The organism is Devosia sp. FKR38, from assembly GCF_005222805.1.
Taxonomy (GTDB): Bacteria; Pseudomonadota; Alphaproteobacteria; order Rhizobiales; family Devosiaceae; genus Devosia.
In genome coordinates, this window is the sequence record NZ_STGC01000005.1 from 1,059,926 (window position 1) to 1,076,470 (window position 16,545).

At 65.6% G+C, this 16,545-nt stretch carries 17 protein-coding genes and 1 tRNA gene; 10 read left to right on the forward strand and 8 right to left on the reverse strand.

Features of this window, described 5'->3' with window-relative positions; translation table 11 throughout:
• Positions 1 to 154: 154 nt before the first annotated feature.
• Positions 155 to 2,263, reverse strand: coding sequence for an ATP-dependent DNA helicase RecG (gene recG / locus E8M79_RS10160; RefSeq protein WP_137151793.1), 2,109 nt, complete (start codon positions 2,261 to 2,263; stop codon positions 155 to 157).
• Positions 2,264 to 2,352: 89 nt separating this feature from the next.
• Positions 2,353 to 2,865 carry a ClbS/DfsB family four-helix bundle protein gene (locus E8M79_RS10165; RefSeq protein WP_137151794.1) on the reverse strand — a complete coding sequence of 171 codons (513 nt, stop codon included), beginning with the start codon at positions 2,863 to 2,865 and terminating at the stop codon, positions 2,353 to 2,355.
• 153 nt (positions 2,866 to 3,018) lie between these two features.
• Between E8M79_RS10165 and E8M79_RS10170 the strand changes: the two genes are divergently transcribed.
• From E8M79_RS10170 to E8M79_RS10180, 3 genes are all read left to right on the forward strand, one after another.
• Positions 3,019 to 3,297 (forward strand): succinate dehydrogenase assembly factor 2, encoded by a 279-nt coding sequence (locus tag E8M79_RS10170; protein ID WP_205747899.1) that lies wholly within the window; start codon positions 3,019 to 3,021, stop codon positions 3,295 to 3,297.
• Entirely contained in the window at positions 3,294 to 6,779 is a 3,486-nt protein-coding gene (gene mfd / locus E8M79_RS10175) for a transcription-repair coupling factor (RefSeq protein WP_137151796.1), read from the forward strand. Before E8M79_RS10170 ends, mfd begins: the two co-directional genes overlap by 4 nt.
• 145 nt (positions 6,780 to 6,924) lie before the next feature.
• Positions 6,925 to 7,677 carry an invasion associated locus B family protein gene (locus tag E8M79_RS10180; RefSeq protein WP_137151797.1) on the forward strand — a complete coding sequence of 251 codons (753 nt, stop codon included), beginning with the start codon at positions 6,925 to 6,927 and terminating at the stop codon, positions 7,675 to 7,677.
• 75 nt (positions 7,678 to 7,752) lie between these two features.
• Here the strand turns inward: E8M79_RS10180 and E8M79_RS10185 are convergent, their stop codons facing one another.
• Genes E8M79_RS10185 through E8M79_RS10195 form a run of 3 tightly spaced genes read right to left on the reverse strand, consistent with a single transcriptional unit; the run spans position 7,753 to position 9,835 of the window.
• The gene (locus E8M79_RS10185) at positions 7,753 to 8,916 is read right to left on the reverse strand and encodes an FAD-dependent monooxygenase (protein ID WP_137151798.1); all 1,164 of its coding nucleotides are present in this window, start codon (positions 8,914 to 8,916) and stop codon (positions 7,753 to 7,755) included.
• The gene (locus E8M79_RS10190; protein WP_205747900.1) at positions 8,913 to 9,383 is read right to left on the reverse strand and encodes a DUF6691 family protein; all 471 of its coding nucleotides are present in this window, start codon (positions 9,381 to 9,383) and stop codon (positions 8,913 to 8,915) included. The genes E8M79_RS10185 and E8M79_RS10190 overlap by 4 nt, the downstream gene beginning before the upstream one ends.
• The gene (locus E8M79_RS10195) at positions 9,383 to 9,835 is read right to left on the reverse strand and encodes a YeeE/YedE family protein (RefSeq protein ID WP_137151799.1); all 453 of its coding nucleotides are present in this window, start codon (positions 9,833 to 9,835) and stop codon (positions 9,383 to 9,385) included. The genes E8M79_RS10190 and E8M79_RS10195 overlap by 1 nt, the downstream gene beginning before the upstream one ends.
• 185 nt (positions 9,836 to 10,020) lie before the next feature.
• Between E8M79_RS10195 and E8M79_RS10200 the strand changes: the two genes are divergently transcribed.
• The 4 genes from E8M79_RS10200 to E8M79_RS10215 all read left to right on the forward strand — a co-directional run bounded on the left by E8M79_RS10200 (position 10,021) and on the right by E8M79_RS10215 (position 12,717).
• On the forward strand, positions 10,021 to 10,986 hold the full coding sequence (locus E8M79_RS10200) for a TerC family protein (protein ID WP_137151800.1): 966 nt from the start codon (positions 10,021 to 10,023) through the stop codon (positions 10,984 to 10,986).
• On the forward strand, positions 10,983 to 11,966 hold the full coding sequence (locus tag E8M79_RS10205) for a quinone oxidoreductase (RefSeq protein ID WP_248304964.1): 984 nt from the start codon (positions 10,983 to 10,985) through the stop codon (positions 11,964 to 11,966). The genes E8M79_RS10200 and E8M79_RS10205 overlap by 4 nt, the downstream gene beginning before the upstream one ends.
• Positions 11,967 to 12,009: 43 nt before the next feature.
• Positions 12,010 to 12,099: transfer RNA gene (locus E8M79_RS10210), tRNA-Ser, on the forward strand.
• Positions 12,100 to 12,195: 96 nt separating this feature from the next.
• Positions 12,196 to 12,717, forward strand: a complete 522-nt coding sequence (locus tag E8M79_RS10215) for a DUF2867 domain-containing protein (RefSeq protein WP_137151801.1) — start codon at positions 12,196 to 12,198, stop codon at positions 12,715 to 12,717.
• On the opposite strand, the gene E8M79_RS10220 is transcribed toward E8M79_RS10215, so the two are convergent.
• From E8M79_RS10220 to E8M79_RS10230, 3 genes are all read right to left on the reverse strand, one after another.
• Complete coding sequence (locus tag E8M79_RS10220; protein ID WP_248304965.1) at positions 12,653 to 13,117, reverse strand: DUF1801 domain-containing protein; 465 nt, start codon at positions 13,115 to 13,117, stop codon at positions 12,653 to 12,655. The genes E8M79_RS10215 and E8M79_RS10220 overlap by 65 nt on opposite strands.
• Positions 13,114 to 13,959 (reverse strand): AraC family transcriptional regulator, encoded by an 846-nt coding sequence (locus tag E8M79_RS10225; protein ID WP_137151802.1) that lies wholly within the window; start codon positions 13,957 to 13,959, stop codon positions 13,114 to 13,116. The genes E8M79_RS10220 and E8M79_RS10225 overlap by 4 nt, the downstream gene beginning before the upstream one ends.
• 100 nt (positions 13,960 to 14,059) lie before the next feature.
• On the reverse strand, positions 14,060 to 14,479 hold the full coding sequence (locus E8M79_RS10230; protein ID WP_137151803.1) for a helix-turn-helix domain-containing protein: 420 nt from the start codon (positions 14,477 to 14,479) through the stop codon (positions 14,060 to 14,062).
• Between the two features lie 68 nt (positions 14,480 to 14,547).
• On the opposite strand from E8M79_RS10230, the gene E8M79_RS10235 reads away from it, so the two are divergent.
• The 3 genes from E8M79_RS10235 to E8M79_RS18385 all read left to right on the forward strand — a co-directional run bounded on the left by E8M79_RS10235 (position 14,548) and on the right by E8M79_RS18385 (position 16,419).
• Complete coding sequence (locus E8M79_RS10235; protein ID WP_137151804.1) at positions 14,548 to 15,780, forward strand: MFS transporter; 1,233 nt, start codon at positions 14,548 to 14,550, stop codon at positions 15,778 to 15,780.
• A gap of 106 nt (positions 15,781 to 15,886) precedes the next feature.
• The gene (locus tag E8M79_RS10240; protein WP_137151805.1) at positions 15,887 to 16,123 is read left to right on the forward strand and encodes a hypothetical protein; all 237 of its coding nucleotides are present in this window, start codon (positions 15,887 to 15,889) and stop codon (positions 16,121 to 16,123) included.
• A gap of 119 nt (positions 16,124 to 16,242) precedes the next feature.
• Positions 16,243 to 16,419 (forward strand): hypothetical protein, encoded by a 177-nt coding sequence (locus tag E8M79_RS18385; protein ID WP_171015818.1) that lies wholly within the window; start codon positions 16,243 to 16,245, stop codon positions 16,417 to 16,419.
• Positions 16,420 to 16,545: the final 126 nt, after the last annotated feature.

Below are 16,545 nucleotides of genomic sequence, written 5' to 3' on the forward strand. Positions count from 1 at the left end.
CGATGTGATTGAGCGATAAGTTCAGTGCAGCCAATTTTAGAAAAGGGTGATGTCCGCTTTCGGGCAATTACACTTGAGGCTCAAACGGAACGAATATGGAGCGCTGCTGCCTGACGGCTGCCGCCCCTATCCCAGCCGCCAACCCCAAATCCCACTATCCCGCCCGGATCAGCGGAATCGCAAGATCCTTGCGGAACAGATAGAGCGCCGTGCGGGCCGCTTCGCCGTCCTCACCAGTCAGGCCGGGGTTACGGGTCAGCAGCGCCTTGGCGTCGTCATGGGCGAAGTCGAGCAGGTGCCGGTGTACGTCGGGCACCGCGAGGCGATAGCCGGGCATGCCGGACTGCCGCGTGCCCAGCACGTCGCCCTGGCCGCGCAGCTCCAGGTCGCGCTCGGCGATCTCAAAGCCGTCTTCGGTGGATTTGATGGTGTCGAGCCGCGCCTGCGCCGTCTGGCTCAGATTGCCCTTGTAGAGCAAGAGGCACGACGAGCGGGCCGAGCCACGGCCTACGCGCCCGCGCAACTGGTGCAATTGCGCCAGGCCGAAGCGCTCGGCATGTTCGATGATCATGATCGAGGCATTGGGCACGTCCACGCCCACTTCGATCACCGTGGTGGCCACCAGCAGCTTGACCTCATTGGCGGCAAAGCGGCCCATCACCTCCTGCTTGGCCGCCGCGCTCATGCGGCCATGCACCAGCGCCACCTGGTCGCCGAACACTTTTGCCAGCTCGGCAAAGCGGTCCTCGGCGGCCACCACGTCGAGATGTTCGCTTTCTTCCACCAGCGGGCACACCCAGAAGGCCTGCGCGCCATCGTCGAGCCGCGCCTTGAGCCGCGCCACCACCCGGTCATACTCGCCAATCGACAGCACCGCGGTATCGATCGGCTGCCGCCCCTTGGGCTTTTCCCGCAAGATGCTCACCGCCATGTCGCCGAAATGCGTCAGCACCAGCGTGCGCGGAATGGGCGTGGCCGTCATTACCAAGAGGTCGGTATGCTTGCCCTTGTCCGACAGCGCCAGCCGCTGGTGCACGCCGAAGCGGTGCTGCTCGTCCACCACCGTCAGGCCCAGATTGTGGAAGTCGACGCCAGACTGGAACAGCGCATGCGTGCCCACCACAATGGTCGTCGCCCCGCTGGCAATGCCCGCGAGCTTCGCCCGCCGCTCCGCCGCCGGCATCTTGCCGGTTAGCAGCTCGCAGCCGAGCCCCGCGAGGTCGCAGAGCGGCTTGAGCGTCTTGTAGTGCTGCGCCGCCAGAAGCTCGGTCGGCGCCATCAATGCCGATTGCGCGCCGCTCTCGGCCATGGCCGCCATGGCCATCAGCGCCACCACCGTTTTGCCCGCGCCGACATCGCCCTGCAGCAGGCGCGACATGCGGTCGGGCGAGGCGAGATCGGCACGGATTTCGTCGACCGCGGCAAGCTGCCCTTGTGTCAATGAAAAGGGTAGCACCTTGCGAACGCTTTCGGTGATTTGGCCCGAAAAAACCCGCGCGATGCCACGGTCCGCCACCATGGTCGAGCGGATCAGTTGCAGCGTCAGCTGACCGGCAAAATATTCATCATAGGCAAGCCTTTGCCGGGCAGGGGCCCACAATTCCGCCTCGCCCGGCGCGTCCGGCAGATGCACCATGCGCATGGCGGCGGCAAAGCTCGGCCACTGCCGCTGCCGGAGCGTCCCGGCATCGATCCATTCGGGTAAATCCGGAACACTATCAACGACTTGCCGCACCAGCTTGGCCAGCGCCTTCGAACTCAGCCCCTGCGTCAGCGGATAGACCGGTTCCACCAGCGGCAGGCTCGCAAACTTGTCGGGTTCCACGATATAGTCGGGGTGGGTGATCTGCTTTTCGCCATTGAAAAAGCCAATCGTTCCAGAGACATAACGCTCCTCACCAATAGGCAGCGCCCGCTCCACCCAGCCGCCCTGGGCGCGGAAAAACACCAGCTGCACATCGCCCGTCTCGTCATGGGCAAACACCCGATGGGGAATATGCTCCTTGCCCCGCGGCGGCGGCTGGTGCCGGTCAACATGCAGCTTCAGCGTCACGATCTGGTTGAGATAGGCCTCGGCAATGCCCACCTGCCGCCGCCGGTCCACCACCCCGGACGGCATATGCATCAATATATCCAATGCGATAGCGTCCTGCCCCTCGGGCGCACCGAAGAATCGCGTCAGCAGCGCAGCCAGCTTGTCGCCGACACCCTTGATCGAGTGCAGCGAGCGAAACAGCGGCGAAAGGGATTCGGGGCGCGACACGGGCTGGTGATTCTCCTTGCCCGGAGGCTACAGCCCCGCGCCGGGCGTTTGAAGGCATGCCATGGCGGCGCCAGGCGCCGTCGGCCCGATCAATCCAGACCCTGTTGCTTCTTCCATTTGCGCAGGCGAGCGCGGGCGTTGGCATAGGGCGAAGCGGTGTTGAACTGCACCATGCGGCCAAGCGTCCATGTCTCGTACCACGGCACGCCGTAAAGCGCGGTGTCGCTCTCCCCCTCGACCAGCGCCACCAGCGCTGTCTTGGTCGCGTCCAGCCGCGCCAGCAGTTCGGGATAGGGCAGGTCGGCATAGTCGCGGTAGAATTTGGCGGCCAACTGGCCAAGTTCGTTCCATTTGAATCCGGTTTCGGGGAAGTCGACAACCTGGCCCGCCGCCCGACCCGCATGCCATTTGAGCACCAGTTCGCCCCAGCCCAGCAGATAGGCTGCCAGATCATGCACGCTCATCAGCGTGCCCTTGCTGTGGCCCTCCAGGCTCGCTTCGGCCGTGCGCTCGGGGGGAATGCTGGCCAGCTCCGGCGCCAGCTTGCGATAGGATTCGATGATCGCCGTCAGCAGCTCGGCTTTGGTCTGGGGGATCGGCATGAACGTGCTCTCATCACACTGGTCCAGATAGTCTACGGTGTCCCCACTGCTGCGACATGATCGTGGTCAAGCCGCTGAGGGCTGACAAGCTAGCTTAATCCGCGTATGTAAAGCGTCCAAATCGGGAACAAACACGGGATCATGGCGCGTCAAATGACTGCCGGTGAAGATATTTCCATGCGCCGCAAGAAGCTGCGCTACCGCGCCTGGCACCGGGGGACCCGTGAAATGGACCTCGTGCTCGGCCCCTATGCCGATGCCCATACCGAGGCGATGGATACCGCCCAGCTCGACCGGCTCGAAGCGCTGATGAGCGAGGAAGATCCGCCGCTGCTCAAATGGGTCATGGGGCAGGAGACGCCGCCCGACCATATCGACCGCGATTTCCTGGCTCTGGTCATTGCCGATCATCACGCCCGGCTGGCCAAATGAACGACGCGACGCCCCTGCGCCCCGCGCGCACCATTGCCAATGTGCCCGATGGCATGCAGCCCATGGTGCTGGCCCGAATGGTCGAGCAGCGCATCAAGGCCGCCCCCGAGGATGCCGCCAGCCTGGTGTTTGTCGCCCGCGACGGCCGCCGGCTGCAGCGCATGGCCGAAGTGCTGGGCGCCATGCTGCCCGGCCACGCCATTCTCACCCTGCCGGCCTGGGACTGTCTGCCCTATGACCGCGTCTCGCCCAACAATGTGACCATTGCCGCGCGCATGAACACCCTGGCCGCGCTCACCAGCGGCGCCAAGGGCGCTGTGGTGCTCACCGCGGTCAATGCGCTGATCCAGAAGGTGCCGCCCCGCGATGTGGTCGAACAGATGTCCTTTTCGGCCATCTCTGGCCGCATGGTGGATAGCGAAAAGCTGATCTCCTGGGCGGCCAACAATGGCTATCTGCGCGTCCCCACCGTGCGCGAAAGCGGCGAATTCGCCGTCCGCGGCGGCCTCGTCGATCTGTTCCCGGCCAGCGCCGAATCGCCGCTGCGCTTTGACTTTTTTGGCAGCACGCTGGAGTCGATCCGCACCTTCGATCCCGATAGCCAGCGCACCACCGGCACGCTCAAGCGCATCGACCTGACGCCGATGAGCGAAGTCGTGCTCACCGAAGCCACCATCCGCCGCTTCCGCCAGAACTACACTGCTGCCTTTGGTGGCAACACCGTCGATGACACGCTCTATGCCTCGGTCAGCGGCGGCTCGCGCTATTCGGGCACCGAACACTGGCTGCCCTTTTTCTACGAGCATCTCGATACCCTGGCTGACTATGTCGGCGATGCGCCCTTCGTCTTCGACGAGCAGGCCGCCGAGGCCTATACCGACCGCGTCACCCAGATCCGCGACTATTACGAGGCGCGCGAGGCGGCACGGCTGACCCCCAAGGTCGCCGGCACCGGCGCGCCCTATAAGCCAGTCAAGCCCGAACTGCTCTATGCCGTCGACCAGCACCCCTATGCGCTGGCCGGCGCTTCCGTGGTGCAACTCAGCCAGTTCATGGCGCCCGGCACCAAGGCCGCCGACGATGCCGGTGGGCACATTGCCCCCAGTTTTGCCGCCGAACGCCAGGCCACCGACACCAATCTCTTCCAGTCCGTCGTCGATCGCCTGCTGGCCGAGCGCCAGAAGGGCCGCCGCGCCGTCGTCGCCTGCTGGAGCACCGGCACGCGCGATCGCATGGTCCAGGTCCTCAAAGACCATGGCCTGACCAATCCGCGCCTGGCGGAAAACTGGCGCGATGCCGAAACCACTAGCGCCGCCACCACCTCGCTGGTCGTGCTGCCGCTCGAATCCGGCTTTGAGACCAAGGACCTGCTGGTCCTCTCCGAGCAGGACATCCTGGGCGAACGGATTCTGCGGCCGCAGCGCAAGAAGAAGGCCAGCGACGCGCTGACCGAAGCGGCGAGCCTGGCGGCCGGCGATCTGGTGGTCCATGTCGATCACGGAATCGGCCGCTTCATCGGCCTCAAGGTCATCGAGGCGGGCGGTGCGCCGCATGAATGCGTCGAGCTCGAATATGGTGGCGACACCAAGCTCTACCTGCCGGTCGAAAACATCGAGCTGCTCACCCGTTATGGCGCCGACGAGGGCAATGTCACGCTCGATAAGCTGGGCGGCGTCGCCTGGCAGGCCAAGAAGGGCAAGCTTAAGCAGCGCATCCGCGAGATGGCCGAGCAGCTTATCAAGATCGCTGCCGCGCGCCTGCTCACCAAGGCCGATGTCATCGAGATCAGCCCCGGCGCCTATGACGAATTCGCCGCCCGTTTCCCCTATGAGGAAACCGAGGATCAACTGGCCGCCATTTCGGCGGTGTTCGACGATGTCACCTCCGGCCGCGTCATGGATCGCCTTGTGTGCGGCGACGTCGGCTTCGGCAAGACCGAAGTGGCCCTGCGCGCTGCCTTTGCGGTCGCGCTCAGCGGCAAGCAGGTCGCGGTCGTCGTGCCGACGACACTGTTGTCGCGGCAGCATTTCAAGACCTTCAGCGAGCGCTTTGCTGGCCTGCCGGTGCGCGTGCGCCAGGCCTCGCGCATGGTCGGCGCCGCCGAGCTCAAGGCCACCAAGGAAGGTCTGGCCGATGGTCAGGTCGACATTGTGGTGGGCACCCATGCCCTCTTGAGCAAGACCATCAAGTTCCGCGATCTCGGCCTGCTCATCATCGATGAGGAGCAGCACTTCGGCGTTGGCCACAAGGAGCGCCTCAAGGAGCTCAAGGCCAATGTGCATGTGCTCACGCTCACCGCCACGCCCATTCCGCGCACGCTGCAGCTGGCGCTCACGGGCGTGCGCGACCTCAGCCTGCTGGCGACCCCGCCGGTCGATCGCCTCGCCATCCGCACCTTCATCTCGCCCTTTGACGCGCTTTCGGTGCGCGAGGCGCTGCTGCGCGAGAAATATCGCGGCGGCCAGAGTTTTTATGTCGTGCCGCGCATCAAGGACCAGGTCGAGATCGCCGAGTTCCTGCGCGAGCATGTGCCGGAGGTCTCTTACGTCGTGGCCAACGGCCAGATGGCGCCGGGCGAGCTCGACGACATCATGAACGCCTTCTACGACAACAAGTTCGACGTGCTGGTGGCCACCACCATCGTCGAATCCGGCCTCGACATTCCCAACGCCAACACGCTGATCGTGCATCGCGCCGACCATTTCGGCCTGGCGCAGCTCTACCAGATCCGCGGCCGCATTGGCCGGGCCAAGGCGCGCGCCTATGCGCTGTTCACCGTGCCGCCCGATCGCAAGCTCACCGACACCGCCGAGCGGCGCCTGGGCGTGCTGCAATCGCTGGAAAGCCTGGGTGCCGGCTTCCAGCTGGCCAGCCATGACCTCGACATTCGCGGGGCAGGGAACCTGCTGGGCGACGAGCAGTCCGGCCATATCCGCGAAGTCGGCTATGAGCTCTATCAGGCCATGCTGGAAGAGGCGGTGGCCAACCTCAAGAACGGCGACGCCGATTATGAGGACAAGAACGAGTGGAGCCCGCAGATTTCCCTCGGCATGCCGGTAATGATTCCCGAGCACTACATTCCCGACCTGCAATTGCGCATGCAGCTCTATCGGCGCCTGGGCGACCTCACCGATATCCGCGACATTGATGCCGCCGGTGCCGAGCTGATCGATCGCTTCGGTCCGTTGCCCGAGGAAGTGGAATCCCTGCTCAAGGTCATTCTGGTCAAGGCGCTGTGCCGCCAGGCCAATGTGGAAAAGGTCGATGCCGGTCCCAAGGGCGCCGTCATCAGCCTGCGCAACAACGAATTTCCCAATCCGGCAGGCTTGGTGCGCATGGTCAGCGACCCGGCCAGCCAGGTGCGCATCAAGCCTGACCAGAAGCTGGTCTTCGCCCGCAACTGGCCGACCCCCACCGATCGTCTGAAAGGCGCAGCCGCAATCCTCTCGCGCATGGCCAAGCTGGCGGAAACTTCTCCGTGAGGCGCGCCGGTAAACCCTGTCTCGCCATAATGCTTTGGCAAGGGGTATTGGTCATGCTATTGCCCGAATTCAGCACTTGAAGGGCAGTTCAATTCACGCGGTGACGCCAAGTCACCTGGACAGCCAAGGAAGCCAAGGAAATTCTATGAACATCAGGAAACCCCTCGTCGCCGGATTTGCGGTGGCCGCGCTCATGCTGTCCCCGCTGTCTGTCTTTGCCCAGGAGGCTGCTCCCGCGGCGCCCGCCGCCGAGGCCGCTCCGGCTGCGCCTGCTGCTGACGCTGCAGCAGCTCCGGCCGCCGACGCGGCTGCTGCCCCCGGCGCCGGCAGTGCCGCCACCAACTGGCTCAAGGTCTGTGACCCGCTGCCCGATGGCCAGAAGGCCTGCATCATGCGCCAGGTGATCCTGGCCAATGGTCAGTTCCTCGGCTCGTTCCTGCTGCGCGACGATCCGGGCCAGGAAAGCCGTCTGCTGGCCGTCGCTGCAGTGCCGCTCGGCGTGCTGCTGCCATTCGGCCTGACCTGGCAGATCGATGGCGCCAAGCCCATCCGCGTGCCCTATATGCTGTGCGACCCCACTTCCTGCGCCACCCAGCTGGTGATCAACGAGCAGTATGTGAACTCGCTCAAGAAGGGCAGCACGCTCAAGCTCACCGCCAAGAACCGCCAGAATCAGGACCTGACCATCGAGATCAGCCTGGCCGGCTTCACCGCCACCTATGATGGCGACGCTGCCCTGACCTTCGACCAGTTCCGCAAGGAAACCTCGGGCGAGAACGCGCTTGAGCAGGTTCTGCAGGATCGCGCCGAGCAGCTGCGTCAGCAGCTCGAGACCCCGCCGGCCGATGGTGCCGCGCCGGCCGCCGACGCCGCAGCGCCGGCTCCGGCTGCGCAGTAAGCCCGGTCAACTGACGAAAATGCAAAGGGGCGCGGATCACCGCGCCCCTTTTGCTTGTCTGGTGCTCGCCTGGCTTCAGCGCAGGCCCATGCCCAGCGCGAAAGCCTGTTTGCGCAGCGCCGGGGCCAGCTTGAGGGCCCACAATCCACCCGCGCGCAACGCCTGCGCGGGGATCATGTCGGCCAGCAGCGAACGGAACAGCGTATCGACCATGCCGCCAGTGCGGGCGAGGTCCGCCGCGCGACGCTTGGCATAGTCCACGCTGGCCGCAATGGCCCAGTCGGGCCGGCTGCGATCGACGCCAGCCAGTGCCCGCGCCACATCCGCCACGTCGCGCAGGCCCAGATTGAGCCCCTGCGCCCCGATGGGCGGGAAGGCATGGGCCGACTCGCCGGCCAGCACAATGCCATTGGCACCGGCCCGATCCACGCTCAGCACGCCAAGCGGGAACACCACACTCGGGCTGGCCAGCGTAATGCTGCCAAACAGGCGCTGCGATTTCTCGGCAAAGCGTGCGATGAGCCCATCTGGGCCCGACGCCTGCGCCGCAGCCAGCACATCCGCATCGTCGATCCATACGAGATTGGCGCGGTTGCCGCCGGCGGGCACCAAAGTGAACGGTCCCTTGGGGTAGTGGAACTCGATCGAGGTGCCACCGACAGGTCGGCCGAGGTCGAGATCGCACACCAGCGCCGATTGCTCGAATTGCCGTTCGGTCGCCCGTAGCCCCGCTGCCGCGCGCGCCATGGATTTCTTGCCATCCGCGCCGACCACAAACGGCGCCCGCACGCTCGACCCGTCGGCTAGGCTCACCACCCAGTCATTGCCGTCGCGGACCAGAGCCGTAGCCCCCACCGGACGGATGCTGAGATTGGGCAGGGCCATGGCGCTGGCATGGAACCGCTCCAGCAAAGGCGCATTGGCAAAATTCCAGCCGAAGGCCGGAATGCCGGCGTCGCGCGAGTCAAACAGGGTCTCCGGCGCGCGGATCAGGCGCGGCGTCGAATCGATAATGCGGATCTGGCTCAGGGCATGTCCCAGCGCCTCGGGCGCATCGATCAGCCCGGCCGACTGCAGATAGTCGACACTGGGCATCATCAGCGCCGAGGTGCGCCGATCCGGCGGCGCCGGTGGCGCCAGATGCACGGTTTCAAGCCCGGTGCGGGCCACGGCGACCGCCGCGGCGACACCGGAGAGGCCTCCGCCAATCACGATGGCCTGCACAACGGGGGCGCTCATCGGGCGTCCGCCAGGCGGCGCTCATGGCCGCTTGGCACCAGCATGCTGCCCGCATAGGAGCCGATCAGCATGGTTACGAGGAAGATTGCCAGGTTCTCAGGTCCAAAGGCGATCAGCGCAATGGCCGGGCCCGGGCAAATGCCCGCCATGCCCCAGCCCATGCCGAACAGCACTGCGCCGCCGATCAGCCGCATGTCCACCTTGTCATATTCGGGCTGGTGGAAGCTGCTGTCGAACAGCGGTGCCGTCCGCCGCTTGCTCCACTGCACGGCGATGAACATGATCACGATGGCCGGCACGATGACAAAGGCCAGGCTGGGGTCCCAGCCGCCGCTCGGAATGGCGGTGACATCCAGAAAGCGCAGCACCTTCTTGGCATCGACCATCTGCGACACATAGAGCCCGGCGCCGAACAACCCGCCGCTGACCGCGGCCGTGGTCAGATAAGAAGACCTGAGGTGGGGCATCACACCACCCCCGTAACGGCAACCGTCAGCATGGCGACGCCAAAGAACACGGCGACTGCCACAAACGAGCGGCGCGACAGCCGGGCGATGCCGCACACGCCATGGCCTGAGGTACAGCCATTGCCGATCTTGGTGCCCAAGCCCGTCAGCAGGCCCGCTACCGCCAGCCAGGCCGGCGTGGGGATCGATAGCGCCACCGGCGCCTCAACCAGGGTCGCCGGCACATCGCCACCCATGCCGATGCCGGGGAACAGCCGCGCCGCGCCAAAGGCGGCAGCCACCAGGGCAACCAGGAACACCAGCCGCCACACCACCGTCTGCGCCGGCGGCAGCAGTTGTCCAAAGATGCCCGATATGCCGGCGATGCGCCCATTGCCGAGCCAGAGGACGGCCGTGGCCAGCCCAATCAGACTCCCGCCGATGGCGGCCGGGAGCGGAGAAAACGATTCCATTGCGGACTCTTCGGTTCGAGGTTTGGCACAATCGTATCACCGGCGGCGCGAGCTAAGCCAGCGTCGCCATTGTTCAAATCTGCTGCGCAACGCCGCAGGTCTTGGAAAACTATACGCCCAAGACTGGTTCCGCCGCACAGGGCGGACTACAACATGCAGCGCGCTGGAGTGCGGAGGAGTGAGCGATGCTTGAGATGTTGGCCGATCCCAATGTGTGGATTGCCTTTGGAACACTGACGGTCATGGAGATCGTGCTGGGGATCGACAATATCGTGTTCATCTCGGTGTTGGTGTCACGCCTGCCGCGCGAGCAGGCCGAATTTGCCCGCAAGCTGGGCATCGGTCTGGCCCTGGTGTTCCGCATCATCCTGCTGTTCCTGATCAGCTGGATCGTCCAGCTCAAGGATCCGCTGTTCTCAGCCTTTGGTCACGACTTCTCCTGGAAGGACATCATCCTGATCGCCGGCGGTGGCTTCCTGATCTACAAGGCCACCCACGAGATGCATGCCGCCATCGAGGACCATCATGAGGTCACCGCGGCCAATGTCACCGGCGCAACGCTGCAGGCCATCCTGGTGCAGATCGTCGTCATCGACATGGTCTTCTCCATCGATTCCATCATCACGGCCGTTGGCATGGTCCCGGCCGATCAGGTGCTGGTCATGGTCGCCGCCGTGCTGGTCGCCGTGGCCGTGATGTTCGTCGCCTCCGGCCCCATCGCCGGCTTTGTCGCCCGTCACCCCACCACCAAGATGCTGGCCCTGGCCTTCCTGCTGCTGATCGGCGTGACCCTGGTCGCCGACGGCACCGGCTTCCACATCGAAAAGGGCTATATCTACGCTGCCATGGCCTTCTCGGTGCTGGTCGAGGCGGTCAACATCTTCGCCAAGCAGCGCAAGCAGCGTCTGTCGGGCGTCCATGCCGGCCCGACCGACTTCACCCCGTTTACCGGCGATACCGGCTCGGTCTCCGCCGATAAGGCCATCGCGGCCCTCGGTCGCACCGGTGCTGCCGCGCCGGCGGCCCCAGTGGCATCCGGCGCTCGCTCGACCGGTGAATCGGTGCGCCCGCGCAACCGCAGCACGCCCACCGGCCGCGCCCAGGCCCGCCCGAAATCGGCGCCGCGCAAGCCCCGGACGCCCAAGTCATGATGTCGGCGCAGCCCCAGGCCATCATCGTCCACAAGACCGGCGGCCCGGATGTGCTGACGCTCGAGCCGATCGAGCCGCCCCGGCCTGGCCCGGGGCAGGTTGGCCTGCGCCAGACGGCGATTGGGCTCAACTTCGTCGATACCTACCAGCGCTCCGGGCTCTACCCCATGTCGACGCCTTTTGTGGCGGGCAATGAAGGGGCAGGGGTCATCACTGCCCTGGGCGAAGGCGTCGAGGGCCTGGCCGTGGGCGACCGCGTCGCCTATCAGGGCCAGGTCGGCGCCTATGCCACCCACCGCGTTGCCGCGGCCGAGCGCATGGTGCCCATTCCCGATGGCATTTCCGACCAGACGGCCGCCGCCATCATGCTCAAGGGCCTCACGGCCTATTATCTGCTGTTCATGACCTGGCCCCTCGCCGCAGGCGAAACCATCCTCTGGCATGCCGCGGCCGGCGGCACCGGCCTTTTGGCCACCCAATGGGCCAAGGCCCTGGGCGCCACTGTCATCGGCACCGTCGGCAGCGAAGAAAAGGCCGCGCTCGCCCGCGCTCATGGCTGCGATCATGTCATCAACTATTCCACCGAGGATTTCGCCACCCGCGTGCGCGACATCACCGGCGGCCGCGGCGTTGACGTGGTCTATGACGGCGTCGGCAAAGCGACCTTCGAGAGATCCCTCGATTGCCTGCGCCCGCGCGGCCTGATGGTCAGCTTCGGCAATGCCTCGGGCGTGGTGACCATCCCCGACATTACCCTGCTCTCGCGCAAGGGCTCGCTCTATGTCACCCGCCCCACCGGCGCGCATTACCTCAACCAGCGCAGCGATCTGCTGGCTGGCGCGGCCAAGCTCTTCGCCGCCGTGGCCTCGGGCGCCATTGCCGTCGAGATCAGCCGCAGCTTCCCGCTGGCCGATGCCGCCGATGCCCATCGTGCCCTCGAAAACCGTGAGACCACCGGTTCGGTGATCCTCATCCCCTGAGGTCTGGACAGCCAGCCGCTCTGCCGCTAAAGCCTCACCCGTCGGGTGGGTGGCAGAGTGGTCGATTGCTCCGGTCTTGAAAACCGGCGGGCGCGCAAGCGTCCCAGGGGTTCGAATCCCTTCCCACCCGCCATGGCCATCTCGTCCTGCGTAATGACCTCGGGCATGGCAACAAAGGCCGCGATCCCAGGCCTGGAGCCGAGCCGCCACTGCGCCAGGGAGAGCCGCCTTGACCACGACATCCCCCGCACACACACTGGGTCCGCGGGCTGAGCTGGACTATTACGACGTCCGTGCGCTCGCGCTCCCCATGCCGATCACCGCTCTGCAGGCCTGGAATCTGGTCACCGCCGAGCCGCAGCCGCTGCTGCAAGTGGCCTTTGGCATCCGCGACACCATCTCCGCCCTGTTCGGCGTCAAGCGGATCGGCGGCTTCTCCGGCACGCAGCGCGACACCATCAAGCCAGGCGACCGGCTGGATTTCTTTCTCGTCGAGCATTGCGCTTCCGACATGCTGGTGCTGACCGAGCGCGATCGCCATCTCGACGTGATGATCTGCATTGCGATCGCCGAACAGGTGCTGACGATCACATCCTCGGTCATCACCCACAACGCCTTCGGCCGCCTCTACATGCTGCCGGTCGGCCCGGCCCACAAGGTGATCATCAACAGCGACTTCAAACGGCTCAAGCGCCGTCTGGACGCGATGGCGACGGGGTCCGCGACCCTCCCGCCTGCTGGTGATAGGTGAGCGCCATAGCCAGGCACATCGCCAGGGCGCTCTCTGGCACGGAAGCCGTCGTCGGAATCAGGATCGCCCGATTGCCCTGATAGGCAAACGCATCGGGGAACTGCGCGCGAAAACTCTCCACCAGGCTTGTGCGGCAGTTGAACAACACCGCCGCAGTGTCCGCCTGACCCTTGGCCATCCCCAGCCTTATGGTGCTGCCGCTGCCGGATACCGCGGTCAGATAGGCCGGTTCGCCCCATTTGAGTGTTTCGGTCAGCATACCGACGCCCGGCGTCGTCGCGGCCACCGCAAAGATCAACTCGCGAATGCGCAACAGGTGACTTCGCACCGGCGCCGACATCGCGGCGAAGGCCGGCGCGACGGCCTCTGCAATCGGCGGCGCTGTCAGCGCTTCCGTCACGATGCCACCAGCGGCAGATGGATATCGGTGATCAGCGCCAGCGGCGGCGTGTCACGCGGATCGTTACGATAGGCCTCGAGCACCGGCGCATCGTCGGCTGTATAGCCCGAGCCGGGCAGCCAGACGCCGAACAGCCAGCGATAGGCATCGCGCATATCGGCATAGGGCCCCACATAGCGCAGCCGCGCGTAAAGCCCGCCGCGCACAAAAGTATCGATTAGCGGCGGCGCCACCACAGCCGCCTCACCCACAGGCACGCAAGCCTGCGATTGCAGGCGATCCACGGCCACCAGATCGGGATCATCGAAAAACGCCGCCATCATCTGCGGCGCAGCGGGTAGGGCGCCTTGCACCCCAAGCTGTGCGAACAACTGCCCCATGGCGCGGTCGATGTCGATATAGGGGCCCTGGTGCGCCATTGCTGCACAGCGAACGGCTGGCAGCGTCTCGACAAAGATCGGAAAGCCCGCGGCATCGCCCGCCCTGTTCGCCGCCTTGAAGGCCGTATGCGATCCCTCGGCGCGATAGGCAGCCGGCGCCAGGCCATAGGCCTCCCGGAAGGCATGGGCGAAGGCATCGGTCGAGCCATAGCGAGCCTGCGCTGCAATGGCGGCCAGCGGCATGTCGGAATTGGCCAGCCGCTCGGCCGCCCGCGACAGCCGCAGCCGCCGGATCGTCACCGTGATCGTCTCGCCGCGCATCGCCGCATAGATCCGGTGCCAGTGGTAGGGTGAGAGGCACGCCACCTCTGCCAGCGTCTCGAATCCTATGTCCTCGTCGAGATGGGCATGGATGTGCTCGAGCACCCTGTCGAGCCGCGCCTCGTAGGCAGATCGCGTCATTTCGGTTTTCCCTTCTCGCCATGCCGGTTGCACAACAGCAGACTGGCACAGGGGCGACCGATAAATCCTGCGGACTTGCCGCGCGCCTTGGGCAGCCGTCTCATCCGGCCGGCTTGCGTCGCTTGCTGACCCGCCGTCCGGCCAGATCCACCAGCCGCCGAAACGTCGGGCATTCCATATGGGACGGCGCAGCGCAGTCAGCGACATGGCGCAGCGTATCGCGCAGCGCCGTCAGCTCGCGAATCTGCCGATCAATGGCATCGGCCTTGTCATGCAGCACGCCCCGCGGCAGGTCGGCCAGGCCCTTGCGCCCGAACATGCCGGCAATCTCATCGAGCGTGAAGCCGGCCGTCTTGCCCATGGTGATCAGCTTGAGCTGCAGCAGCACATCGGGCGCAAACTGCCGCCGCAACCCATGCCGCGTCAGCGAGGAAATGAGCCCGGCCTCCTCATAATAACGCAGCGCCGATGGCCGCACACCGCTGCGCGCCGAAACCTCGCCAATATCGAGCAATTCCATGCTTGACCTCAAGTGAACTTGAAGTGGCAGGATGCGCCAACACACCATTTCAAGCAAGAGAAATCCCCATGAACGCAGTCCCATCGCCCGTCGCAACCTGGCACCAGGCAGGCATCACCGTCACCCTGTCCCTGGCCATGCTGCTGGCCGCCCTGGGCACCAGCATCGCCAATATTGCGCTACCCAGCCTGGCCACGGCCTTCGCCGCCCCCTTTGGCGCCGTGCAGGCCGTTGTCGTCGCCTATCTGGCGACGCTGACAGTCTCGGTCCTGCTCGCCGGTCGCCTGGGCGACCGCTTCGGCCTGCGGCCCATGCTGCTGCTGGGACTGGCCATTTTCGCCCTCGCCGCGTTGGCCTGCGCTCTGGCGCCCAGCCTCCCCTGGCTCATTGCCGCCCGCGCCCTCCAGGGCATCGGCGCCGCCTTTCTGATGACCTTGTCCATGGCGCTGATGCGCCAGAGTGCCAGTGCGGCCACTATCGGTCGCGCCATGGGCCTATTGGGCACCGTCTCGGCGCTGGGCACCGCGCTGGGGCCGACGCTGGGTGGCCTACTGATCCCGCTCGCGGGCTGGCGCGGCATCTTCTGGGTGCAATTGCCCTTGGCGGCCATCGCGCTGCTGCTGGCCGCCACCAAGCTGCCACGCGAACCGGGCAGGGCGCAGGTCCGGCCACCGAGCCTGTGGTCAGTGCTGCACTGGCGCCTGTTGCCCAATCTGGTCGTCAACCTGCTGGTCGCGGCGGTGATGATGACCACGCTGGTGGTCGGCCCCTTCTATCTCGGCATGGCCCTGGGGCTTGCTGCTGGTCAGGTCGGGCTCGTCATGGCCATCGGGCCAGCGATCTCCATTGTCGCCGGCATGCCCTCAGGCCGACTGGTCGATGCCTGGGGCGCCGGACCGGTTCTCTCCATCGGGCTGGCGCTGTTGGCCATCGGCGCCGCGCTGCTGGCCATGCTGCCGGGCCTGCTTGGCGTTTGGGGCTATGGTCTCGCCATTGTCGTTCTGACACCGGGCTATCAGCTGTTTCAGGCCGCCAACAACACCGCGGCGCTGGCCGATATCGCCACCAACCAGCGTGGCACCGTCTCGGGCCTCTTGGGCCTGTCGCGCAATATCGGCCTGATGACCGGCGCCTCGGCCATGGGTGCGGTCTTTGCCTGGGGCGTCGGCACAAGCGATCTTGCCCAGGCGACCGCCGCGGCCATCGCCGCCGGGATGCAACTGACCTTCGTGCTGGCCACCGGCCTGATGCTGTTGGCCGCCGGTACAGCCTGGTTCGGGCGGACACGGACAGCCCAGTGAGCGCGGTGCACCCATTGCGGGCCGTGGCTCCGGTTGCTATGCAGCCTCCCAAGCCGCCGCCGCTCTGTCGGGGGCGGCCGGACCGTAGCATGGGCAAGGACCAGACATGAGCCGCAAGGAATTCGATGCATCCCGGATGCGCCGCCTCAAGCGGACGGCCGGGCGCCATGGCCTGACCATCCTCACGGCCGAAAAGCTCACCGCCAAGATGGGCAAGGGCGGTCATGCCATCCGCGAGGATGCCACGCACAAGGTGATCTATGGGGATGTGCCGCTGCCATTCTCGGCAACGCTGGAGGACATAGAGGCCTATGTCGAGAAGCTGGAAGCGGCGGAAGAGTAAGCCCCGCTGACCTAGTTGGCAACGCCCCTCCGGCGGCCCGCCGGCAAATTTCCGTTATTTATTCTGTAACAGGAATCGCCGCACTATCGGGTCATTGGCATATCTGGAGGCGCGTTATTGTGTTTACTCTGATCAACGCCGACGCCGAAGACGACGACACCGAAATCACCGATCCCCAGGAAATTGCAGAACTGTTTGCTGCCATCGCCGCGGTTGCCATCGAGGCAATCGGTGCGGGGCAGGCACGCCAGCTCTTCGACGCTGTCGTGGAACAGGACGGCAAGGAGCCCAACTGACGCCGGACAAACCAGTCCCGGCAGGTCAACTCTGGCCGATGCCAACCCCTGCGCATCGGCGCTAACGAACGGTCTTCCGAGCGAGGCAGAGTTCCTGCGCTTATGGACCGGATTGACTGTCCCGGG